The organism is Glycomyces sp. TRM65418, assembly GCF_019710475.1.
Classification (GTDB): Bacteria; Actinomycetota; Actinomycetes; order Mycobacteriales; family Micromonosporaceae; genus Glycomyces.
Map to the genome: position 1 here is coordinate 433,335 of NZ_JAJFAX010000002.1, position 22,284 is coordinate 455,618.

General features: G+C 71.0%; 19 protein-coding genes. 14 read left to right on the forward strand and 5 right to left on the reverse strand.

Features of this window, described 5'->3' with window-relative positions:
* The first annotated feature begins 110 nt into the window (after positions 1 to 110).
* The 8 genes from K3N28_RS06995 to K3N28_RS07030 all read left to right on the forward strand — a co-directional run bounded on the left by K3N28_RS06995 (position 111) and on the right by K3N28_RS07030 (position 7,740).
* Positions 111 to 2,033, forward strand: coding sequence for an acetoacetate--CoA ligase (locus K3N28_RS06995; RefSeq protein ID WP_228091768.1), 1,923 nt, complete (start codon positions 111 to 113; stop codon positions 2,031 to 2,033).
* Between the two features lie 346 nt (positions 2,034 to 2,379).
* Positions 2,380 to 3,045, forward strand: a complete 666-nt coding sequence (locus K3N28_RS07000) for an RNA methyltransferase (RefSeq protein ID WP_228091769.1) — start codon at positions 2,380 to 2,382, stop codon at positions 3,043 to 3,045.
* A 463-nt stretch (positions 3,046 to 3,508) separates the two neighbouring features.
* Complete coding sequence (locus K3N28_RS07005; protein WP_228091770.1) at positions 3,509 to 3,664, forward strand: hypothetical protein; 156 nt, start codon at positions 3,509 to 3,511, stop codon at positions 3,662 to 3,664.
* 13 nt (positions 3,665 to 3,677) lie between these two features.
* Positions 3,678 to 4,511, forward strand: a complete 834-nt coding sequence (locus K3N28_RS07010; protein ID WP_228091771.1) for a PH domain-containing protein — start codon at positions 3,678 to 3,680, stop codon at positions 4,509 to 4,511.
* 247 nt (positions 4,512 to 4,758) lie between these two features.
* The gene (locus K3N28_RS07015) at positions 4,759 to 5,304 is read left to right on the forward strand and encodes a SigE family RNA polymerase sigma factor (protein ID WP_228091772.1); all 546 of its coding nucleotides are present in this window, start codon (positions 4,759 to 4,761) and stop codon (positions 5,302 to 5,304) included.
* The gene (locus tag K3N28_RS07020; RefSeq protein WP_228091773.1) at positions 5,301 to 6,482 is read left to right on the forward strand and encodes a hypothetical protein; all 1,182 of its coding nucleotides are present in this window, start codon (positions 5,301 to 5,303) and stop codon (positions 6,480 to 6,482) included. Before K3N28_RS07015 ends, K3N28_RS07020 begins: the two co-directional genes overlap by 4 nt.
* Positions 6,483 to 6,535: 53 nt before the next feature.
* Positions 6,536 to 7,177, forward strand: coding sequence for a MarC family protein (locus K3N28_RS07025; protein ID WP_228091774.1), 642 nt, complete (start codon positions 6,536 to 6,538; stop codon positions 7,175 to 7,177).
* Positions 7,178 to 7,191: 14 nt separating this feature from the next.
* A complete protein-coding gene (locus tag K3N28_RS07030) occupies positions 7,192 to 7,740 on the forward strand; it encodes a hypothetical protein (RefSeq protein ID WP_228091775.1) in 549 nt (182 codons plus the stop codon).
* Between the two features lie 94 nt (positions 7,741 to 7,834).
* On the opposite strand, the gene K3N28_RS07035 is transcribed toward K3N28_RS07030, so the two are convergent.
* Both K3N28_RS07035 and K3N28_RS07040 read right to left on the reverse strand, forming a co-directional pair.
* Positions 7,835 to 8,071: a hypothetical protein gene (locus K3N28_RS07035; protein WP_228091776.1), complete on the reverse strand. Its 237-nt coding sequence runs from the start codon at positions 8,069 to 8,071 to the stop codon at positions 7,835 to 7,837.
* Positions 8,072 to 8,417: 346 nt separating this feature from the next.
* The gene (locus K3N28_RS07040; RefSeq protein ID WP_228091777.1) at positions 8,418 to 10,055 is read right to left on the reverse strand and encodes a DEAD/DEAH box helicase; all 1,638 of its coding nucleotides are present in this window, start codon (positions 10,053 to 10,055) and stop codon (positions 8,418 to 8,420) included.
* Between the two features lie 468 nt (positions 10,056 to 10,523).
* Here K3N28_RS07040 and K3N28_RS07045 point away from each other — a divergent pair, with 468 nt between their 5' ends.
* From K3N28_RS07045 to hpf, 5 genes are all read left to right on the forward strand, one after another.
* The gene (locus K3N28_RS07045; protein WP_228091778.1) at positions 10,524 to 11,216 is read left to right on the forward strand and encodes a ferritin-like fold-containing protein; all 693 of its coding nucleotides are present in this window, start codon (positions 10,524 to 10,526) and stop codon (positions 11,214 to 11,216) included.
* 96 nt (positions 11,217 to 11,312) lie between these two features.
* Positions 11,313 to 12,581 carry a hypothetical protein gene (locus tag K3N28_RS07050; protein WP_228091779.1) on the forward strand — a complete coding sequence of 423 codons (1,269 nt, stop codon included), beginning with the start codon at positions 11,313 to 11,315 and terminating at the stop codon, positions 12,579 to 12,581.
* Entirely contained in the window at positions 12,581 to 13,939 is a 1,359-nt protein-coding gene (locus K3N28_RS07055; protein ID WP_228091780.1) for an ABC transporter permease, read from the forward strand. The genes K3N28_RS07050 and K3N28_RS07055 overlap by 1 nt, the downstream gene beginning before the upstream one ends.
* A gap of 17 nt (positions 13,940 to 13,956) precedes the next feature.
* Positions 13,957 to 14,598 (forward strand): ComF family protein, encoded by a 642-nt coding sequence (locus K3N28_RS07060; protein ID WP_228091781.1) that lies wholly within the window; start codon positions 13,957 to 13,959, stop codon positions 14,596 to 14,598.
* Between the two features lie 410 nt (positions 14,599 to 15,008).
* Positions 15,009 to 15,680 carry a ribosome hibernation-promoting factor, HPF/YfiA family gene (hpf, locus tag K3N28_RS07065; protein ID WP_228091782.1) on the forward strand — a complete coding sequence of 224 codons (672 nt, stop codon included), beginning with the start codon at positions 15,009 to 15,011 and terminating at the stop codon, positions 15,678 to 15,680.
* Positions 15,681 to 15,811: 131 nt separating this feature from the next.
* Here hpf and K3N28_RS07070 read toward each other — a convergent pair whose 3' ends face one another.
* The 3 genes from K3N28_RS07070 to K3N28_RS07080 form a co-directional block, all read right to left on the reverse strand.
* Complete coding sequence (locus K3N28_RS07070; protein WP_228091951.1) at positions 15,812 to 16,957, reverse strand: Ig-like domain-containing protein; 1,146 nt, start codon at positions 16,955 to 16,957, stop codon at positions 15,812 to 15,814.
* Between the two features lie 84 nt (positions 16,958 to 17,041).
* Positions 17,042 to 18,031 (reverse strand): GNAT family N-acetyltransferase, encoded by a 990-nt coding sequence (locus K3N28_RS07075; RefSeq protein ID WP_228091783.1) that lies wholly within the window; start codon positions 18,029 to 18,031, stop codon positions 17,042 to 17,044.
* 111 nt (positions 18,032 to 18,142) lie between these two features.
* Positions 18,143 to 19,261, reverse strand: coding sequence for a GNAT family N-acetyltransferase (locus tag K3N28_RS07080; protein ID WP_228091784.1), 1,119 nt, complete (start codon positions 19,259 to 19,261; stop codon positions 18,143 to 18,145).
* A gap of 118 nt (positions 19,262 to 19,379) precedes the next feature.
* Between K3N28_RS07080 and secA the strand changes: the two genes are divergently transcribed.
* The gene (secA, locus tag K3N28_RS07085; RefSeq protein ID WP_228091785.1) at positions 19,380 to 22,280 is read left to right on the forward strand and encodes a preprotein translocase subunit SecA; all 2,901 of its coding nucleotides are present in this window, start codon (positions 19,380 to 19,382) and stop codon (positions 22,278 to 22,280) included.
* Positions 22,281 to 22,284: the final 4 nt, after the last annotated feature.

Here is a 22,284-nt window from a genome sequence, read left to right on the forward strand (position 1 = left end):
CCGATGCTCTGGACAAACAGGGCAAACGATCCCCCGCGGGCGCGACCGAACCTGAGGCGTGCCACGATAGTGCTGTAGACCACACTGTTGTGGAATCCCGGGAGGCGAACGTGACCAACGAGGTGCTGTGGCTGCCGCGACCGGACGCGGTGGAGACGACGAACATCGGGCGATTCGGCCAGTGGCTGTCCCGCAGAGAGGAACGCGACCTCACCGCATACCCGGCGCTCTGGCAGTACTCCGTCGATCACCTGCGGCCGTTCTGGGGCGCGGTGTGGGAGTACTTCGGCCTCGGGAAGACCGTGCCCGAGCACCGGGTCCTCGCCGACGAGACCATGCCCGACACCGTCTGGTTCCCCGACGAGACCTTCAACTACGCGCGGGCCGTCCTCACCGCCCCCGGCGTCGACGAGGACGACGTGCTCGTGCGCGCCTACTCCGACACGCGCGACCCCGTCGAATGGACCCTCGCCGACCTCCGCGAAGCGGTCGCGCGCGCCCGCGCGGGGCTGCTCGCGCACGGCGTGCACCGCGGCGACCGCGTCGCCGCGTGGATGCCGAACATCCCCGAGACCTTCGCGCTCATGCTCGCCTCCGCGAGCCTCGGCGCGGTCTTCTCCAGCTGCGCGCCCGAGTTCGGGGCCAAGGCCGTCCTCGACCGCTTCGCGCAGATCGAGCCGAAGGTCCTCGTCGCCGTCGACGGCTACCGGTACGGCTCGAAGACGATCGACCGCACCGCCGACCTCAAGCGCGTGGTGCGGGGCCTCGAAGGCCTGGGCGCGGTCGTCACGCTGCCCTACATCGGCTCCGAGGACGTCGAGGGCGAGACCTGGGACCGCTTCTGCGCCTACGACGAGGGCGTCGCGTTCGAGCCGCTCACGTTCGACCACCCGCTGTACATCCTGTACTCCTCGGGCACCACGGGCCTGCCGAAGGCGATCGTCCACTCCCACGGCGGCATGGCGATCGAGCACGCCAAGATGCACGCCCTCCACCACGACCTCGGCGTCGGCGACCGGTTCTTCTGGTACTCCACCACGGGCTGGATGATGTGGAACTACCTCGTGTCCGCGCCGATCGTCGGCGCGGGCGTGGTCCTGTTCGACGGGGCCCCGGACCCGGCCGGCATGTGGCGCCTCGCGGAGGAGTCGGGCACGACGTTCTTCGGGACGAGCGCGCCCTTCCTCATGGCCTGCCGCTCGCGGGGGATCAAGCCCAAAGAGGAGGCGGACCTGTCGAAGGTCCGCGGCATCGGCTCGACCGGCGCGCCGCTGCCGGCGGTCGGCTTCGACTACGTGTACGAACAGATCAGCCCGACCGCGCAGCTCCAGTCGCTCTCGGGCGGCACCGACCTGTGCACCGGGTTCATCGGCGGGGCGCCGACGGTGCCGGTGTGGCGCGGCGAGCTGTCGTGCCGCTGCCTCGGCGCGGACGTCCAGTCCTTCGATCCCGAGGGGCGGCCGGGGATCGGCCGCGAAGGCGAACTGGTGATCGCCTCGCCGATGCCGTCGATGCCCGTGGGCCTGTGGGGCGATCCGCTCAAGCACCGCTACCGCGACACCTATCTCACCGACTTCCCCGGGATCTGGCGGCACGGCGACTGGATCACCATCTCCGAGCGCGGCTCGGCGGTCATCTCCGGGCGCAGCGACGCGACCCTGAACCGCGGCGGCGTGCGCATGGGCACCGCCGAGTTCTATGCGGTGGTCGAGGCCGTCGAAGGCGTCGCGGACTCGCTCGTGGTGCACCTGGACGAGGGCCAGGACCGCCTGCTGCTGTACGTCGTCTGCTCGGAGGGCGTGGAGCTCGACGAGGACCTGCGGCGGCGGATCACGGCGGGGCTGCGCGAGCAGCTGTCGCCGCGGCACGTGCCCGACGAGGTGCGGCAGGTGCCGTCGATTCCCAGGACGTTGAGCGGGAAGAAGGTCGAGGTCCCGGTGAAGAAGATCCTCAAGGGCGTCCGGCCCGAGGAGGCGATCGCCCGCGACGCCCTCGCGAACCCGGACGCCCTGAAGGCCTTCATGCGGCCTTAGGCGGGATGCCGGTACGCGGGTGCCGCACGTGGTTCGGGGTCAGGCGCGAGGCGTGTGCGGCGCGTGCGGTGCCTGAGTGACGAGGGGCGCTCAATAACCCGATTTCCTTCTGCGGCAAGGGAATTCAGTTAGGTGTGTGCCCGATCGCAGCCACCCGGTAGTTAGTATGTTTCGTGTCGCCCCGGTCGGTTTCCCCCGTAGCCGCCGGGGCGGCCCTGTGTCCGCGGACCGCTGCCCGCGCCGGCGAGGGCAGCGCTCGCCGCACGCCGCGATCGCGCTTGCCGGACCCGGGAGCGGCGGGTCGCGACCGCCGGTGCGCCCTCGCCGCTGTGCTCCAATAGTCGGCGTGACTGACGAGGAGACCGCGCCCGGCGCGGCCGACGACGCGATCGCCCCCGAATCGGTGGGCGTCGGCCCCTGGGAGGGCCCGTGGCCGGCCGACGAGCGCTACGACCCGGACCTGCTGCGGCTCGGCGACCGCCGCAACGTCGTGGACGAATACCGGTACTGGCGCCGCGAGGCGATCGTGGCCGACCTCGACGCGCGCCGCCACGACTTCCACGTCGCCATCGAGAACTGGCAGCACGACTTCAACATCGGCACCGTCGTGCGCAACGCGAACGCGTTCCTCGCCCGCACCGTCCACATCGTCGGCAAGCGGCGCTGGAACCGGCGCGGCGCGATGGTCACCGACCGCTACCAGCACGTCGAGCACCACGCCACGGTCGAGGACTTCGTCGCCTGGGCCGAGGCCGAGGGCCTCGCCGTCGTCGGCGTCGACAACCTGCCCGGCTCGGTCCCGATCGAGACGACCCCGCTGCCGCGCAACGCGGTCCTGGTCTTCGGCCAAGAGGGCCCCGGCCTGTCCGCGCCCGTGCGCGAGGTCTGCACGATGGTCTGCTCGATCAGCCAGTTCGGATCGACCCGCTCGATCAACGCCGGCGTCGCCAGCGGGATCGCCATGCACGCGTGGGTGAGAGAACACGTGTTCGGACAGCGCCCCGCGGGATAGCGCGCAAACGTCATGAATCCGACGCCTTCAGGGGCTGACGATCGCCGCCGCCGGGTGGCATCCTTGAATGAGGACACATCGAGGGCCGCACCGGAGCGGCCCCCTCCGAATGCGACGTCGCGCGGCCCGGCCGCGCGTTCGCGTCGATCCCGAACGGCCGGTGTCGGATACCTGACGCTTCCCTAGGGTTCAGAGGACCGATGCGCCTACATTGAGCCAATGGAAGACTACTTGCGGTAAGGTTCCGTTGGTACAAGCGAATAGGTAGTTCCGCTGGTAGATAGGCGGAGTCGGGTGAACGTGGAGCCGTCGCGCTCCGCCGGAGGCCGGCGTCGGCCGCTCGGTTCGCACCGTTGGGGCCCGAATGAAAATTTCAAGCCGAGTCCTGCTCGTACGGTAGACTCGTGCCAGCCTGCGCCAGACGAACGATCGGCCAGGACCCTTGACGGGAGGGGTGAGGAAGTTGAAGAAGATTTTGACCTGGGGCGGTCTCGCGTTCCTGGTGTTCTTTGTTGCCTTCAGGCCGGACGAAGCCAGCGGTGTCGTCAGCTCGCTCGCCGGCGGGATCCTGGATGCCGCCAACGGGTTCGCGGCGTTCTTCACGAACCTCGTGACCTGACGACGGCGGCACCATGACCGGAACCGGTGCAGGCGGCTCGGGGGACGACAAGGACACCGAGCCGCTGGAACCCCCCCATCCCCGCGCCCCCTCGGACAGTCCCGCCCCGGGCGCCGAATCCCCCACGCGCGAGTTCACCTTCCCGCCCGGGCAGGCGGGCTCGGCTCCGGCGAGCGCCGCGAGCGACATCGACGGCGTCCGCTTCGACGACAGCATCGGCGGCGGGCTCCTCGCGGGCGTGCGCGCCCCCACCGTCCCCGACGTCCCCTCGCCGATCTCCGCGCGCTACCTGTTCCCGACCGAGAAGTACCGCGGCGAGTGGCGCCGCCACTGGGTCCACCTCATGCCGTGGTACGTCATCGGGACGCTCGCGACCTTCATCATGGGCCTCGCCTCCGGCATGCTCACGAAGTGGGAGTCCGAGAGCCGCGACACCGCGCTGACGGTGACCGTGGTGGCCTGGCTGCTCATCCTCGGCTTCGTCGGCTGGAAGATCCTCGACTGGTACATGGACCGCTTCATCCTGACCAACAAGCGGATCATGCTCATCCAAGGGGTCATCACCCGCTCGGTCGCCATGATGCCGCTCGGCCGCGTCACCGACATGAAGTACTCGCAGACTCCGATGGGCCGCATGCTCAACTACGGCGAGTTCATCATCGAGTCCGCCGGTCAGGACCAGGCGCTGCGGAACGTCCCGCACCTGCCGAACCCGAACGAGCTCTACCTCCAGATGTGCGAGGAGATGTACGAGCCCGAAGCGGTGGACGAGCGCATGGCCGAACCGGAGGAGGACCTCATCCCCGAGGGGGCCGAAGCGCCCGTGCCGAAGAGCGCCGACGCCTAGCGGGCGACTCCCTCCCGTCACCGCACCGACACCCGCCGACACCGGTCGGCGGGTGTTCCGCATTCCGGCCATGACGTCCGTCGCGGTACCGGATGCCGGGACCCACGGGGTGGCACCTACTTCGTATACTCGTCTTCTACCGACCCTCGGTTGCCGATGACACCCATCTTTTGGCAGAATTCCGCCCTGCGGGGCAACCGTCCACCGAGGGTATGTCGTCTGTTGTTCGACCCCCCCAGGGAGACGCGTGAGCGAGATCAAATCGTCCCAGGACGAGGAGTTCCGCGAGTACGTGGCGGCACGCTCTGCCGCGCTGCATCGAGCGGCGTATCTCCTGACGGGGAACTGGGCGACAGCGGAGGACCTGGTGCAGACGACCTTGACGAAGACCTACCTGGCGTGGAGCCGGATCAGGACGACTGATTCGGTCGACGCCTATGCCCGTCGCATCCTCTACAACACCAACGCCTCCTGGTGGCGCAAGCGGTCGAACCGCGAGAAGCCCACCGAAGTCTTCGAAGACCGCCCCGACTTCTCCCGCGATTTCACCGAGCATTCGGCGGTGCGCGACGCCATGTGGCGCCACATCGCCGCGCTCCCCAAGCGCCAGCGCGCGGTGCTCGTCCTCCGCTACTACGAGAACCGCTCCGACCAGCAGATCGCCGATATTCTCGGCATCTCGGTCGGCACCGTGAAGAGCCAGGCCTCCCGCGCGCTCGCGGGAATGCGCAAGCGCCTGGGGACTCCGTCGGCGGCGCTCGGGCTGGCGATGGAACCGCGGGAGGCGGCGTGAGCGACGACATCGAGGCCCTCCTGCGCAGCGGAATGGCCGAGCGAGTCGACGCAGCGCCCGTCTTCGACGACCCCGGTCTGGCCGACGCGGCCATCGCGGGAGCCGTGCGGATCCGGAAGCGCCGACGCGTCGGCGCGGCCGCGAGCGGCGCGGGCCTGCTCGTGCTCGGCGCCGCGGCCTTCGTGTGGCATCCGTGGCTGACGCCCGACAAGGAGGGCGACGGCACGCTCGCGGCGGACACGAGCCCCGCGGAGGCGCAGAACGAGCTCGGCATGGAGTTCGTGGTCGAGGACGAGGGCGGCGCCTTCGAGGTGATCAACCCGGACGGCGCGGTCGTCCCCTTGGGGGACGAGCAGCCGCAGAGCGTCTTCCGGCTCGCCGACGCCTACGTCGCCGAGAACGAGGGCGCGGTGTGGACCACCGCTCTCGACGGCGGCGAGGGGTGGCGCTTCGAGAAGGCCGATCCGGGGATGACCTACCTCAAGGTCAATGCGGCCGGCGACGCGTTCGCGATGGCCACGCCCAACGCGGCCTACACCATGGAGGAGTACACCCTCCTCAACGCGAGCGAGGCCGCGGCCGACGACGCGGAACTCCAATCGACCACGTTCGTGACCAGCGTCGAGGCCACGCTCGTCACCTGGGACGCGTCCACCGCGGTGTTCACCACGGACCTGTACCGGGCCTCGGGCGGCGAGGCCGGCTCCACGTGGTACTTCAACGAGGAGTACGACCTCGGCTTGGAGTCGGTGGCCGCCGCGGGCTTCGACGCCGCGGTCCTCGTCGACCGCACCGACCCGAACTACGTCTGCGTGGCCGACATGGATCCGGGCGGCGGCATGGCCAGTGCCACCGAGGAGTGCGGCCCGGCCGAGAGCGCCCCGGTGGAGGAGTACCTCGCCGTGGCCTCCGGCGGCCAGAGCGATCCGATCGAGGCCAGCATGAGCGTCCAGTCCTTGATCTACGAGGAGGCCGTTCCGCTGGCCGACGCCGAGCTGGGGGAGTACGAGCCCGCGTTCGTCGACGCCGTGGAGTACTGGACCGATCCGCTGAGCCGCTGGCAGATCGCCAATACCGGTCGGACCTGGCTGCTGCTGGAGAACCTCGACGGCGAACCGGTGCTGTCGGAACTGGAGCCTCCCCCGGGGACCCTGATGCCGGTGCTGAGCTACACCTAACACGAGTGCTCGAATCCTGGGATGTGACCTGACGGGCTTGACATACTCGCTGCGTGGGTGGACTCGAATACTTGCTGACCGTGATGGTGACGCTCTTCGTCATCATGGACCCGCCGGGGATCGTGCCGATCTATCTGGCGCTCACCGGGACGATGGACCGGCGGGAGCGCAACCGCGCCGCGCTGCAGGCGACCCTGCTGTCCCTGGGCGTGATCTCGCTGTTCGCGCTGCTCGGTCAGCAGATCATCAACTACCTCCACATCGACCTGGAGGCGCTGCAGGGCGCGGGCGGGCTGCTGCTGCTCCTGGTCAGCCTCCAGCTGCTGACGGGCAAGGCGGACGAGCCGTCCGACGCGGCGACCTCGAACATTGCGCTCGTGCCGCTGGGCACGCCGCTGCTGGCCGGGCCGGGCGCGATCGTGGCGGTGATCCTGTTCGTCCAGCAGGCGCCGTCGAGTATGGACTACATGTGGATCGCGATCGCGATCGTCGTCATCCACCTCGCGATCTACCTGGTGATGCGCTTCTCGGGATTCTTGGTGAAGGTATTGCGGCGCGGGGGGATCGAGGTCCTCACGCGGATCGCGGGCGTCCTGCTGGCCGCGATCGCGGTGCAGTTGATCGCGGACGCCGTCATGGGCTACGTGCTACTCTTCGAAAGCTCTGCTGGGGCTATCGCCTGGGGATCACTTTAGGGTTCAATTAACTTATGACGACGATTCTCGATCTCCCCCTGCATCCCCTGGCGGTGCACCTGCCCATCGTCCTGGTCGGCCTCCTGGTGCTGGGCGGGCTCGCCTATCTCCTGGTGCCGCCGCTGCGCCGGTTCCTCGGCTGGGCCGTCGCGGCCCTGGTCCTGGTCGCGCCCCTGGCCGCCTGGGGGACGGTGTGGAGCGGCGAGCAGCTGGCGAACCACCTCTACCCGGACGGCTGGTCCGAGGGGGTCCAGCGGCACTACGACAACGGCCGGGCGCTCCTGTGGACGCTCGTCGCACTGGTCCCGGTGTGGATGTTCTTCGCCGGGCTCGACCGCGGCCGCCGGGCCGCGCTGCGGCGGGGCGAGGGCGCCCCGGCGCCCGCCGCCGGCGAGGACGGCGAGGCGGCCCCGGCCGCGGATCCGGCGGCGACCGGACGCAAGATCCTCATGTTCATCGTCGGCCTGGTGGCGCTGGCGCTGCTGGGGCTGGCGGGCTGGTTCCTGTTCCAGGCCGGCCACACGGGCGCCGAGATGGTCTGGGGAGGGACCGTCCAGCAGTAGGCGCGCAAGCGAAGACGGCCCCCGCCGGGCGGAAGCCCGGCGGGGGCCGTTCGTGCATGCGGGAGGCGGCCGAAGGCCGTCGGCGGGGGCCGGTTCAGCCCTGGAGGAGCCCGACGATGAGGACGGTGAACATGAGCGCCACCGCGACGAGGGTGGTCCAGTGCGTGAAGAGGCGCGCGCGCTGCTCGGCCGCGTCGATGGCGGCGTGGTCCTGAAGCGGCAGCCGACGCGGCTCGACGGGCAGCGCCACCGCCTCGACCCGCCAGCCCGGAGGCGGCGGCACGTTGACGGGCGGCCCCTCGTACCCCACGCGGTCGCTCCCCTCGCTCATGCGAAAAGCCTAACGCCGCGAAGCGGCGGCCGGAAGGCGGCGCCCGAGGCCGTGGGCGGTGGTCCACGGCGCTGTTCGAGGCCGCGTCGCACCGGCCGTTCACGCACGCGCCGTGGCGGCGTTCGCACCCGCTGGGGGCGCTGGAGATCCGCATCGGAGGGCGGGGCGATACGCGGACCGGGGAGCGGGCCTCGCCTCGTGCGCGGACCCCCGAATCGACCGCGCCCCGTGGGCCCGACGACGACGCCGTGGCCGGTGGTCCCTCGATCGAGGGACCACCGGCCACGGCGTTCGAACGGTTCGCGGGCGGCGCTCGCCGCCCGCGGGGCGGCGGTGCCGGCGCTGCTTATTCCTGGCCGGACTGGCGGTCGTTGCCGCCGGTGGGGCGGCGGCGACGGCGGCGTCGGCGGGCCGGGGCGTCGCCTTCGGCGCCGCCCTCGGCGCGCGGGGCGCTCTCCGCAGCGGCCTTCGGGGCCTTCGCCCCGGTGCCTTCGGCGCCGTCGCCTTCGGTGCGGATGCGCCGGCGCTGGCGGGTGCGCGTGGGAGCGGGCTCGCCGCTCTCGCCTTCGGACGCCGTGCGCTCACCGCGAGCGGACTCGCCGCGACCGCCGGAGCGGCCCTGACGGTCGCCCGCGCCGCGGCCTCGACCGCGATCGCTGCGGCCCCGGCCCTTGCCGCGGCCGTGACCGCGGCTGTCGCCCTCGACGTTCTCCTCGCGCTCCGCGCTCAGACCGTCCCGCTTGCGCTGGTCGCTCGGCAGCGCCGACGGCGCGCCTTCGGGGATGTCCAGGTCGGTGTAGAGGTGGTCGGAGGTGTGGTAGGTCTCCACCGGGTCGCCCAGGTCCAGGTTGTTGGCCTTGACGATGATCTTCCAGCGCGGCAGGTCCTCCCAGGTCAGGAAGGTCACCGCGATGCCGGTCGCGCCCGCGCGGCCGGTGCGGCCGATGCGGTGCACGTACGAGTCGGCGTCTTCGGGCGCGTCGTAGTTGATGACGTGCGTGATGTCCGGGACGTCGATGCCGCGGGCGGCCACGTCGGTCGCCACCAGGACGTCGATCTTCCCGGAGCGGAAGGCACGGAGGGCCCGCTCGCGGGCGTTCTGGCCCAGGTCGCCGTGGACCGAGCCGACCGCGAAGCCGCGGAAGTCCAGTTCGTCGGCGAGTTTCTGCGCGGCGCGCTTGGTGCGGCAGAACATGATCGTCAGACCGCGGCCGCGGGCCTGGAGGATCCGGGCGGTGACCTCGACCTTGTTGAGCGCGTGGGTCATGTAGACCAGCTGCCGGGTGTTGTTCGCGGCCTCCTGGTCGGGGCCGGTCACGTCGGCGGCGACGGTCACGGGCCGGTGCATGTGCCGGCGCGACAGCGACATGATGGTGTCGGGCATCGTCGCCGAGAACAGCATGGTCTGGCGCTCCGTGGGAAGGAGCTTGAGGATCTTCTCGACGTCCTCGGAGAACCCGAGGTCGAGCATCCGGTCGGCCTCGTCGAGCACGCAGTGCGCGATCTGGTCGAGCTTGATGTGCTTGGACTTGTACAGGTCGAGCAGCCGCCCGGGGGTGCCGACGATGATGTCGACCCCGGACTTGAGCGCGTCGACCTGGGGCTCGTAGGCGCGGCCGCCGTAGATCGGCAGGACCCGGATGCCGCGGGTCTTGCCCGCGTCCTCGAGGTCGCGCGCCACCTGCAGGCCCAGCTCGCGGGTCGGGACCAGGATCAGCGCCTGCGGCTTGCCGTCGGCGCCCTCCTCCGCGGAGGTGATCTGGTCGATGATCGGCAGGCCGAACCCGAAGGTCTTGCCGGTGCCGGTGGGGGCGCGGCCGATGATGTCGGAACCGCGGAGGGCGATGGGGATCGCGTACTCCTGGATGGCGAAGGCCCGTTCGATGCCAAGCGCTGCAAGCGCTTCGACGGTCTCTTCGCGGACACCCAGCTGGGCGAAGGTCGGCCCGTCGTTGACGGCCCGCTCGTTGTTCACTTCGTTCACTCTGTTCACCTCGTGGCGGAGGACGTCACCAGATCCGGGGAACTCGGCGCCACATTTAGTCTCGTCATACAGCGGCGACGACCGCCGGATTCGGGAAGTCGCCGCTTCGCAGGAGCGGCCCGACGCATGGCGTCGGTACCGCATGAGGACCGCTCTCGCACCGCCGAACGCTCGTCCGGCGAGTGCTTCGCCGTCTGGCGAGCGGTTCGCCTGAGCCGTTCGTCGAGGGGACTGCCACCTGGTGGCCGCGGTCGCTCTTCGTCCATCGTACGCTCCCGGGACCCGATCGTCTCGGCACGCCGTCCCGGACCTGGGACACGGCACCTGAGCACCGCCTGGGAGCAGGCCCCGAAGTGGCCGGTATCACCCGTTCGAGGGGCGTCCACCTGGGAAGACGTGCCGCCCGGCGGGCCGGGGGGCGGGCCCGCGAAGGCGAGGGGCGCTCCGGGCCAGTGGTAACCTGCCCCCGTGTCCGAGACAACTGACCCCGCCGCCGGCAACGACGGCCCGGCGTCCGCCGCCGCGGCCCCCAGCCGCGAAGCCGTCATCGATCTCCTTGGGCTGCTTGCCCTCGGCGAGCTGCTCGCGTTCGAACGGATGGTCTTCGACGCGCGGCTGGCCCCCGATCTCGGCCGCAGGGCCGCCCTCTCCGAGGCGGCCGTGGGTGAGATTCGCAACTACCGCCTCCTGGCCGACCGGCTCACCGCGCTCGGCGCCGACCCCGCCGAGGCGATGGCCCCCTTCAAAGAGGCCTTCCGCTCCTTCGACGCCTCCACCTCGCCGCGCGACTGGCTCGAAGCGCTCGTGAAGGTGTACCTCGGCGACGCGGTCGCCGACGACTTCTTCCGCGCCGTCTCGGTCGGGCTCGAGCCGGAGGACCGGCTCCTCATCGAGACCGTCCTCGCCGAGACCGGCGCCTCCGACCTCGCCGCCGAGGAGATCCGCGCCGCCGTCGAGGCCGACCCGCCCGTCACCGGGCGGCTGTCGCTGTGGGCGCGGCGGCTCGTCGGCGAGGGCATCAACCGGGCCCAGGGCGTGGCCGCCGCGAACGAGCGGCTCACCGGGATCATCCTCGGCGACGGCGGCTCCCTCGACTCCCTGCTGCGCCGCCTCACCCGCGCGCATCAGGACCGCATGAAATCCGTGGGCCTGAACAACTGAGGGCCCTCGCCGCAAGCGGTGTTACCGAATCGAGATGAATCGACCGCAACTGGACCCTTCGCTCCACGCGTCTTGGGGGCGGAGGAGGACACAAACATGCGGCTCACGAAAAGCCATGTCGTCAGCGGGGTGCTCGCTCTCGCGCTGCTAGGTGCGACGGGTACCGCCTGGTACTTCGCGGCGCAGGCGCGCACCCCGGCGCAGCGCGCCGAGGCGACGGCCGAACCCGACGACAGTGTGATCACCGTCCGGGTGGACCAGGACCAGCTGATCGACACGCTCGAATTCGACGCGGTGCTCGACCGCACCGGTGACTTCCCCGTGCAGGCCCCGGCCGCGCCCGAAGGGGTCGCGACCGCGCTCGCCTCGAAGATCCCGGTGAAGACCGGCGACGAGGTGCGGGCCGGGACGGTCCTGCTGGAGGTGTCCGGACGCCCGATGATCGCCCTGGAAGGGGCCGTGCCCGCGTACCGGGACCTCCAGGAGGGCGACACCGGACCCGACGTGGAGCAGCTCCAGCTGGCGCTCCAGCAGATCTACGGGACCCCCGAGACGGGGACCTTCGACTCGCGCACCGCCTCGGACCTGAAGAAGCTCTACGACCACGCCGGATACGACCACCCCGTGAAGAGCGAGGAGGTCGCCGGCGAGAACACCGGCGGCGACGAGACCGGGGGCGGGGAGGAAGGCGGGGACGAGCCGCCCGCCGGCGGCGCCCAGACCACCACGGTCGAGCGCGTCGCGCTCCCCGCTTCGGAGGTCGTGTTCCTGCCGGACCTGCCGATGCAGGTCGGCAAGATCGAGGCCAAGCAGTCCGCGCCCGTCGAGGGCACCGTCATGACCCTCGCCTCCGGGGACTGGAAGCTGGAGGCCAAGCTCGACGAGACGACCGCCTCGGAGCTGAACAAGCTCGGCGAGGACGCCGAACTCGAATTCGGCGACGGCCCCATGGAAGGCCAGGAGGTCGGCGCCTTCGAGCTGGAGACGCGCGAAGAGCAGGGCGAGTCCAACGAGTGGGAGGGCGAGGAGGCGCCGACGGTCGAGGTCACCTACGCCGTCTTCGCGTTCGACGCCGACAGCATCGAGGGCATCGACGACCTCGCCCCCGGCGAGGAGCAGGAGCTCACCCTCGTGCGCGCCCGCTCGGCCGAGGACGCGCTCATCGTCCCGCTCTCGGCGCTGTGGACCGACGGCGAGGGCCGGACCATGCTCACCGTCCTCGAAGGCGACGCCCGCGTCGAACGGCACGTCGAGGTCACCGTGAGCCTGCGCCATCAAGGGCGCGGCGTCGTGGAGGCCGTCGACGGCGAGCTCGCCGAGGGCGACGAGGTCGTGATCGCCTGGCGCGACCGGGGCAACGGCTGATGGCCCGCAAACGCCGGCCCGAGACCGACACCGAGATGCTCGACTACGTCGCGGCGCCCGGTGAGCCGGTCGAGGCCGAACCGGTCGGACGCCGGGCCCGCCGAGCCGCCGAGAAGGCCGCGAAGGCCGAGCGCAAGGCCGCCCAGGCCCCGCTCGCGAGCTCGAAACGCCAGGGTCGCTTCGGCATCCGCAGCATGGGCATCGCCTACGAGGCGTTCCAGTCCCTGCGCGGACGCTCCATGCGCACCTGGATGACCGCGATCGGCATCGCCCTCGGCATCGCCGCCACCGTCGCCACCGTGGGCCTCTCGTCCACTTCCGCCGCCGCGATCGCCGAACGCTTCGACGCCACCGAGGCCACCCAGGTCACCGTCTCCTTCTCCAACAACATGCGCGACGCCGGATTCGCGCCCACATTGGAGTCCTCGGAGCGGGTGCGGGGCATCAACGGCGTCGTCGACGCCGGGGTCTTCTGCGCCTCAGGGGAAGAGCGCGCCGCCTCCCGCACCGAGTCCCAGGACTACGTGCGCGACGTCCCGGTCTTCGGCATGGAGCCGGGCGCGATGGACGCGTTCGGCTTCGAGTTCACCCAGGGCGCGGCCTTCGACGCCGGCCACGTCGCCCGCGACGACCGCGTCGCCGTGGTCGACGAGTCCGCCGCCCGCGACCTCGGGTTCTCCTCGCTCGACGGCGGCCCGATGATCTACCTCGACGGCCTGGAGTACGCCCTGGTCGGCATCTACCGCGCCCCCGAAGGGGAGGCGAAGCTCACCGGCGCCGTCGTCATCCCGCCGACACCGTGCATGGACGCCGACGCGACGTACGGCGCGGCCGAGGTGTTCATCCGCACCGACCTCGGCGCGGCCGACAAGGTCGCCGACACCGCCCCGACCGCGGTCTTCCCCGAAAGCCCCGAGAACCTCTCGGTGTCCAAGCCCTCGGACCTGCGCAGCTTCCGCAAAGGCGTCGAGAACGAGATGCAGGCCCTCCTGCTCGGCCTCGCGGCCGTCTCGCTCGTGATCGGCGCGGTCTCGGTCTCCAACACCGCGCTCGTCTCGGTCATGGAGCGCCGCAGCGAGATCGGCCTGCGCCGGGCCGTGGGCGCCGCCCGCCGGGCCGTCGCCATGCAGTTCGTGTGGGAGTCCACGCTCATCGGGCTCATCGGCGGCCTCTTCGGCACCGTGCTGGGCGTGAACGTCACCGCGCTCGTCTCGCTCTACCGCGACTGGCAGATCGTGTTCGAACCCGGCCTGTTCGCGGCCGGGCCGATCATCGGCGCCGTCGTCGGCGTCGTCGCCGGGGTCTACCCCGCGTGGCGCGCCAGCCGCATCCCGCCGGCGGTCACCCTCCGGGCCTGACGTTCGTTAGTCCTCGCGTGAACCTCGCCGAGGACGCCAGGGACCTGTTCCTGCCCGCCGCCTGCGCCTCCTGCCGGAGCGCGCCGGCGGCGGGCGGCGGTCTGTGCGCCGAGTGCGCCGCCGACCTGCTCACGCTGCGCCCGGTCCTCGCGACCCCGCTGCACGCGGCGCCGCCCGTCGTCGCGGGCGGCCGCTACGCCGGGGCGCTCGCCGAGGCTCTCAACGAGTACAAGGAACGCGCCCGCCGCGAACTCGCCCCCGTGCTCGGAACGGTCCTGGGGCGGGCGCTGGCGGTCGTCGCCGCCGAGTTCCCGGACGCCGTGCTCGTCCCGATCCCGCCCACGCGCGCCGCCCGCCGCGCCCGCGGCTTCGACCACGTCGCGGCCGCCTGCGCGGGACTGGGGGCGCTGCGCCCGTGCCTGCGCGCCGCGCCCCGGCCCGACTCGGTGGGCCTGACGCCCGCGCAGCGCGCCGCCGCGGCCGAGCGGAGCCTGCGCCCACGCGCGCGACGCACGGCGGCCCTCGCGGCCGCCGGACGACCGGCGATCCTCGTGGACGACATCGTGACGACCGGCGCGACGCTCGCCGCCGCGGCCGCCCTCCTGCGCGACGCGGGCGTCCCGGTCCCCGCGGCCGTGGTCGTCGCCGCCGCCGCATGAGCGGGACGCCAGAGGTTCATGTGGCGGAGGCGGCGGGTATCCCTGCGAATGTCGCCAATGCGACAGGACGAAACCGTTGGGGGCGGACGAATCCGAAACGTCATCTCGATTCCCGTGAATGTCGCGCACACGCGCCCTGAAGCGTTGGAGAATTCCCCGTAGCCGAAGGGTCGACTTTCGGTGACCGAAGGGATAGTCTCGAAATCTCAGATCGGTAACGAGACGACAGAGGCCAGATGGCCCAAAGGTGAACGCCCCCAGTTCCAGCGGTGCGCGAACCCGAGTCGTCCCATCCGTGAGAGGAGGTCGCTCCATCCGCCGTACCGGATCGCCGGCTCCGGAAACCCAGCACGCAGAACTACGTCAGCATCACCGCCGTATCCCGCGGGATGCACCTGGGAGGTTCAGAGGTGGACATCGTCGTCAAGGGCCGCAACGTGGAAGTTCCCGACCACTACCGCGAGCTCGTCGAGGAGAAGATCGAATCCAAGATCGCGAAATACCTCGCCCGTTACGACGGGGAAGCGATCGATATCGACGTCGAGCTCTATCACGAGCCCAACCCCCGCCAGAACGACCACGCCCAGCGCGTTGAGATCACGTGCCGCCCGAAGGGGGCGGTGATGCGCGCCGAGGCGTGCGCGGGGGACTTCCGGTCCGCGTTCGAGCTGGCGGTGACCAAGCTCGGACACCAGCTCCGCAAGAACTCCGACCGCAAGCGGGTCCACCGCGGCGGCACGAAGGCGCCGATGTCGGTCGCCGAGGCCACCGCGAACGGCCGGGGCGCCGCCAAGGGGGCGCTGCTGCTCGAAGAGCGCGGCGCGAACGGCTCGACCGCCGAGGCCCGCTTCATCTCCGAGGACGTCGACCACTTCGACGGACTCGTCGAGGATCACCTGCCGGGCCGGATCGTGCGCGAGAAGATCCACCCGGGCGAGCCGATGACCGTCGACGACGCGCTGCAGAACATGGAGCTGGTCGGCCACGACTTCTACCTGTTCCACGACAAGGAGAGCGGGCGCCCGTCCGTCGTGTACCGCCGCCGGGCCTTCGACTACGGCCTGCTGCGGCTGGACCTCTGACCCTGGACCGCGGTGCCCGCGGGCGCCCGCGAACGAAGGGACTTTCCTCTTCGGTCCGGATGCTTTGAGGGGTGGCATTCGGACCGGCCGAGGCCCCGGGCTCGCGCCCGGGGCCTCGGTTCGTCTCCGCTCTAGAGGGCCGAGCCCTCTTTCCACTCGTCGAAGGACATGACCCAGTAGCCCCAGCCGTTGTCCCACGGCATCTCGCGCGGGGAGCCGACGACGTCGACGGGGTCGCCGCGCTGGGCGATCTCGTAGAACCACTTGGCGTCCTCGTTGCTGGCGTTGACGCAGCCGTGCGAGAGGTTCGCCGAGCCCAGGCTGCCGTTCCAGGGCGCCCCGTGGACGAACTCGCCGGTGGCGTTGATGCGGGTGGCCCACTGGACGTCGGTCGAGTAGTAGCCCTCGTCGCCCTCCTCGCGGCCGGGGGAGACCATGGTCTTGTCGGCGAACTTCTCCATCACCAGGTGCACGCCGGTGGCGGTGTAGTACTCCCACTCGGCGCCCGAGCCGCCGCTGATCGGCAGCTCCTTGGCGACCTCGCCGTCGATCTCGACGGTCATGGTGTGCGTCTCCAGGTCGACGAACGACAGGTTCGCCTCGCCGATGACCATCTCGGCGGTGTGGTCCTCGCCGCCCCACGTGTCGTCGCCGAGGAACTCGCCCTCGAAGTCCGCGGTGAACGTCACGGTCTGGTGCGGCTCCCAGTACTCCTTGGTCCGGTAGATGACCTGGGAGTCGCTGATCCACCGCCAGGCGCCCTCGTGGCCCTTCTCGGACTCGACCAGCAGCCGCTGCTCGACGGCGGTGCGGTCGGGGGCGTCCTCGGTGAACGTGACGATGATCGGGGCGCCCACGCCGACCTCCTCGCCCTCCAGGACGGGCGTGACGTCGGCGACGGCGAAGCCCGAGCTCTCACGGGCCTCGGTGGTGAACTGCTGCTCGAACTCGGTGACGGTGCCGTCGGTGCTGACGGCCTTGGCGCTCACCGTGTGCGTGGCCCCGGCGTCGAGGACGCCCTCGGAGGTCCAGCTGGTCAGGTCCTCCGAGAACGACCCCTCGATCGTCTCGGAGCGGTCGGAGGTCACGTTGACCTCTTCGAGGATGCCGTCCACCACGGTCAGGGTGAACGGTGCGGTCGGGTCGTGGGCTTCGGCGGCGGCGTCCATCGCCACCTCGGGGACGATCGGCGCCGGCGTGAACGTCCCCGTCTGGGGCGCGCCACAGGCCGCCACGGCGAGCAGCAGGGACAGCACCGCCAAGGCACGCACGGGCATGAGCTTCAAAGGGGGTTCCTCCACAGGGCGAAGTGACGGGATCACTATATCCTCGACGCCCGGTACCCCCCTTGAGGTTGCACGTCAGCCGCCATTTAGCGAAGCCCACAGCAGCGTGTCCCGGCGGCGGCCCGCGAGGGTGGGCAGACCGCCCCGTTCGACCCCTTCGAGGCGAAACCCGGCACGACGCAGCACCGCCTGCGACGCGGTGTTGTGGACGTCGGTCCCGGCCCAGACGCGGCCCAGGCCGACCTCGTCGAACGCCCAGCGCCGGACCAGCGTCACCGCGCGGGTCGCGTACCCGCGCCCGCGGGCCCCGGGCCGCAGGTCGTACCCGATCATGCCGGTCCCGACGATCGGCGCGACGTCGTAGAGCCCGATCGTGCCCTGGTAGCCGGCGCCGTCGTCGATGACCATGAGGGCGCTGCGCCCGCGCAGCCAGTCGACCGCGGCGCGCCACTCGCAGACCTCGCGGGCCTCCTCCCGGCTCGGCGGCAGCGGCAGGGCCGCCCCGGCGTACACCTCCGGGTCGGACCGATGGCGCAGATGCGCCTCGAAGTCCTCGGGAGCCAAGGGCCGCAACGCGATCGTGCCGTCGTCGAGCGTCCCGCCCGGCAGGTCGGGCAGGGTCCGGGGCGCGGGTCCCGGCCCGTCGCCGGGCAGGAGGCCGAGCATGAGCGCCTCGGTGCCGTCCCAGGCGCCGGCGCGCGCGACGCCGCCGTCGGGACGGAAGCCGGCCTGCATCGCCGCGCGGATCGCGGCCTGCGCGCGCACCGGCGGACGGGCTTCGATGCGCCTGGCGCCGGAAGCGAAGACGCTCGGGGCCGCGGCCCGGAGCATCGCCGCCGCCAGGCGCTTGCCGCGCCGCTCGGGGGCGACCCAGAACCGGACGCCCACGACGCCGGGCCCGGCGGCGCTCCCGCCGACGTCGTCGAAGGCGAGCGCGCCCCAGACGGTCTCGTCCTCGGGTCCGACCGCGACCGCGTGGGGTTCGAACCCGCAGTCGACCTTCGTCTCGGCAGCGGCGGTGCGCAGCGTGAACGTCGTCGTCTCGACGGGCCCGTGAAAGTGCACGCACTCAGACAAGCAGGGCCGACACCGCCGCGTCAACCGTTCGCGATACCCGATTTGCCGGGAGGTGTCACGTGATGCGGCGTTTCGGACGGCGAATCGGTTCCGCCGGCCCTAGCCCAGCTCCTCCGGGAAGAGGCTCCCGAACCAGGAGTCCACGCGGCCGTCCGCGCCGTGCCGGATCCTCCGGCGCACGCCCTCGACGGTGAAGCCGGTCTTCTCCGCGACGCGACGCGAGGCCTCGTTGCCGACGACCGCGCGCCACTCGATCCGCTCCAGGCCCAGCTCCTCGAAGCCCAGGCGGCACAGCCGCCGCGCCGCGGCGGTGGCCCAGCCACGGCCGCGCGCCCAGGGCGCGCAGTAATAGCCCAGCTCGGCCTCGCCCGGGGCCCGCAGCAGGAGCTCGACCGAGCCGCAGTACCGGTCCGACTCGTCGGCGAGCACGAAGAGCACGGTCTCGCCGCGGTCCCAGCGTCGGCGGCTCGCGCCGAACCACCAGTCGGCGTCCGCGCGCGTGTAGCCGCGCGGCAGGTCCACCCATCGCTGCGTCAGCGCGTCGGCGCAGGTCGCGGTCAGGTCGTCGAGGTCCTGCTCCCGCAGCTCCCGCAGCCGCAGGCCCGCCGCGCCGGTCTCCAGCTCCCGCCGCTCGGCCATGAAGAACCCGGCCTGGCGCTTGAGGATCCCGTAGTGCTCGGGCGGGTCGTCGGGGCCGCGGAGCTCGCCGGGGAGGATGCCGCCGACCCAGCAGTCGCGGGAGACGCCGCGCTGGTGGACGCCGTGGCGGGCGACGCCCTCGACGGTGAAGCCGGTGCGGATCGCCGCGAGGCGCGAGGCGTGGTTGCCGACGATGGCGTCCCACGCGATGCGCTGGGCGCCCAGCTCCGCGAACCCGAAGTCCACGGCCGAGCGGATCGCCCGCTGGGCGACGCCGCGGCCCCGCGCCCACGGCGCGGTCACGTAGGTGATGGTCATCTCCGAGGGGAAGGACTTCGTGAGCGCCATCGAGCCGACCAGGACGCCGTCCTCCTCCACCGCCCAGCGCGGGTTGCCGCCGTTCCAGTGCCGCACCTGGAGCGACACGAACCGGTCACGGGCCGGACCGCTCCACGGCAGCGGCATCACCAGGTAGCGCTCGATGAGCGGATCGGCGTAGATGCGGGCCAGATCGGCCATGTGCCGCTGCTCCCACTCCACGAGTCGCAGGCCGTCGGCTTCGAGGGTGACGGGTTCCATAGGCAACGATTGTGCCCCACCGGCGGCGCTCGGGGCCAGCTGCCGACTACGCGTACTATTGACCGGGAAATCCACCCTGATTATCAGGCCGAGACGTTGCTGTGGGAGCTGATCTTCCGTGTCGTTGTTCGAGAAGGTACTGCGAGCCGGCGAGGGCCGTGCACTCAAGCGGCTCAACGCGATCGCCGACGCGATCGACTCCCTGGAAGACGAGTTCAAGACGCTGACCGACGCGGAGCTCCGCGCGCTCACCGACGAGTTCCGGGAGCGCCTGAAGGACGGCGAGACCACCGACGACCTGCTGCCGGAGGCATTCGCCACGGTGCGCGAGGCTGCGGACCGGGTCCGCGGGATGCGGCACTATCACGTGCAGCTCATGGGCGGCGCCGCCCTGCACCAGGGCAACATCGCCGAGATGAAGACCGGTGAGGGCAAGACCCTGGTCTCCACGCTCCCGGTGTACCTGAACGGGCTCACCGGCAAAGGCGTCCACCAGGTCACCGTCAACGACTACCTGGTGCGACGCGACGCGGAGTGGATGGGCGAGATCCACCGCTTCCTCGGCCTCACCGTCGGCGTCGTGCTCCCGGGCGAGGGCTCGGAGAAGCACCGCGAGGCCTACGCCTGCGACGTCACGTACTCCACGAACAACGAGCTCGCGTTCGACTACCTGCGCGACAACATGACCAGTTCGGCCGACAACCTGGTGCAGCGCGGCCACCACTTCGCGCTCGTCGACGAGGTCGACTCGATCCTGGTGGACGAGGCCCGGACGCCGATCATCATCTCCGGCCCGGCCGACCACACCCCGCGCTGGTACAAGGAGTTCGCGGACATCGTGCGCTCGATGAAGCGCGACGAGCACTACGAGGTCGACGAGGGCAAGCGCACCATCGCGATCACCGAGGCCGGCGTCGCCCGCGTCGAGGACCGTCTGGGCATCGAGAACCTCTACGACTCGGTGAACACGCCGCTGGTCGGCTACCTCAACAACGCGATCAAGGCGCAGGAGCTGTTCGAGAAGAACCGCGAGTACATCGTCTCCGAGGACAAGGAAGTCCTCATCGTCGACGAGTTCACCGGCCGCGTGCTGCCGGGCCGACGCTTCAACGAGGGCATCCACCAGGCCATCGAGGCGAAGGAAAAGGTGGACATCAAGCAGGAGAACCAGACCTTCGCGACGACCACCCTGCAGAACTACTTCCGCATGTACGACAAGATCGCGGGCATCACCGGTACGGCCCAGACCGAGGCCGCCGAGTTCCACCGCGTCTACGGCATGGGCGTGATCCCGATCCCGACGAACCGGCCGATGGTCCGCAAGGACCAGTCGGACGTCATCTACAAGACCGAGGAAGCGAAGTTCCAGGCGGTCGTGGACGACATCGCCGAGCGCCACGAGATCGGCCAGCCGGTCCTCGTCGGCACCGTCTCGGTCGAGAAGTCGGAGATGCTCTCGCGCCTGCTGAAGAAGCGCGGCATCCCGCACAACGTGCTCAACGCGAAGAACCACGCGCGCGAGGCCGACATCATCGCCCAGGCGGGCAAGCGCGGCGCGGTCACCGTGGCCACCAACATGGCCGGCCGAGGCACCGACATCATGCTCGGCGGCAACCCCGAGTACCTGGCCGCCGCCGACCTGCGGGCCCGCGGGGTCGACGAGGCCGACGAGGAGACCTACGCGGCCGCCTGGGAAGAGGCCCTCACGAAGTTCGAGGAGACCTGCAAGGCCGAGGCCGAGGAGGTCAAGGACGCGGGCGGCCTGTACGTGCTCGGCACCGAGCGGCACGAGTCGCGCCGCATCGACAACCAGCTGCGCGGTCGCGCCGGCCGCCAGGGCGACCCGGGCGAGTCGCGGTTCTACCTGTCGCTCTCGGACGACCTGATGAAGCGGTTCAACGCGGACGCGGTGCGCGCCATGATGAACCGGCTGCGGGTGCCCGACGACGTCCCGATCGTCTCGAAGCTCGTGACCCGCCAGATCGAGTCGGCGCAGTCGCAGATCGAGGGCCACAACGCGGAGATCCGCAAGAACGTCCTCAAGTACGACGAGGTCATGAACCGCCAGCGCACGGTCATCTACGACGAGCGGCGCAAGGTGCTGGGCGGCGAGGACGTCTCCGAGCAGATCGGGCACTTCATCGACGACACGCTCGAGGCCTACGTCGCGGGCGCGACGGCCGACCGCTACGCCGACGACTGGGACCTGGACGAGCTGTGGAGCGCGTTCAAGCAGCTCTACCCGATCCAGATCGACCACAAGGAGCTCGTCGAGGAGGCCGGCGGCATCGAGGAGCTCGACGCCGAGACGCTCCTGAACGCGGTGAAGGAGGACGCGCACGCGGTCTACGCCGAGCGCGAGAAGGAGTTCGGCGAGGAGATCCTCCGCAAGCTGGAGCGGCGCGTGCTGCTGCAGACGATCGACCGGAAGTGGCGCGAGCACCTGTACGAGGTGGACTACCTCAAGCAGGGCATCAGCCTGCGGGCGTACGCGCAGCGCGACCCGGTGATCGAGTACCAGCGCGAGGCCTTCGACATGTTCCAGACGATGCTCGACGGCATCAAGGAGGAGTCGGTCCGGTTCCTCATGAACGCCGAGCTGCGGCAGAAGACCGAGGGCGCGTCGGGGGAGCCGGAGGCGGAGATCCGCGGCCTGGAGCCGCTGCGCAAGCCGGAGATGCTGCTGCAGTCGGCACCGTCGGTCGACGGCGAGGGCGGCGTCAAGCAGGAGCTGACGACCGAGGACGGCTCGGTGTTCAAGCGCCCGCCGAAGCCGGTCCCCGGCCAGAAGCGCGCCGTCAAGCGCACGCCGGGCGCGGGTTCGAAGGGCGCCGCGAAGGTGGCCCCGAAGTCGGCGCGGGCGAGTGGTCCGCGCAAGGCCGCGACGGCGCCGCCGGCGAAGCAGGCGAACCCGCAGCAGCGCACCTCGGAGAAGGTGGGCCCGAACGAGCCGTGCCCGTGCGGTTCGGGCAAGAAGTACAAGCGCTGCCACGGCGCTCCCGGCGCGGCGGCGAACTAGCGGC

Coding starts and splice junctions, on each gene's coding strand:
- K3N28_RS07030 (WP_228091775.1), top strand. CDS start 7,192: ATGACGACGATTCTCGATCTCCCCCTGCATCCCCTGGCGGTGCACCTG.
- K3N28_RS07010 (WP_228091771.1), top strand. CDS start 3,678: ATGACCGGAACCGGTGCAGGCGGCTCGGGGGACGACAAGGACACCGAG.
- K3N28_RS07050 (WP_228091779.1), top strand. CDS start 11,313: ATGCGGCTCACGAAAAGCCATGTCGTCAGCGGGGTGCTCGCTCTCGCG.
- K3N28_RS07035 (WP_228091776.1), bottom strand. CDS start 8,071: ATGAGCGAGGGGAGCGACCGCGTGGGGTACGAGGGGCCGCCCGTCAAC.
- K3N28_RS07055 (WP_228091780.1), top strand. CDS start 12,581: ATGGCCCGCAAACGCCGGCCCGAGACCGACACCGAGATGCTCGACTAC.
- K3N28_RS07070 (WP_228091951.1), bottom strand. CDS start 16,957: ATGCCCGTGCGTGCCTTGGCGGTGCTGTCCCTGCTGCTCGCCGTGGCG.
- K3N28_RS07080 (WP_228091784.1), bottom strand. CDS start 19,261: ATGGAACCCGTCACCCTCGAAGCCGACGGCCTGCGACTCGTGGAGTGG.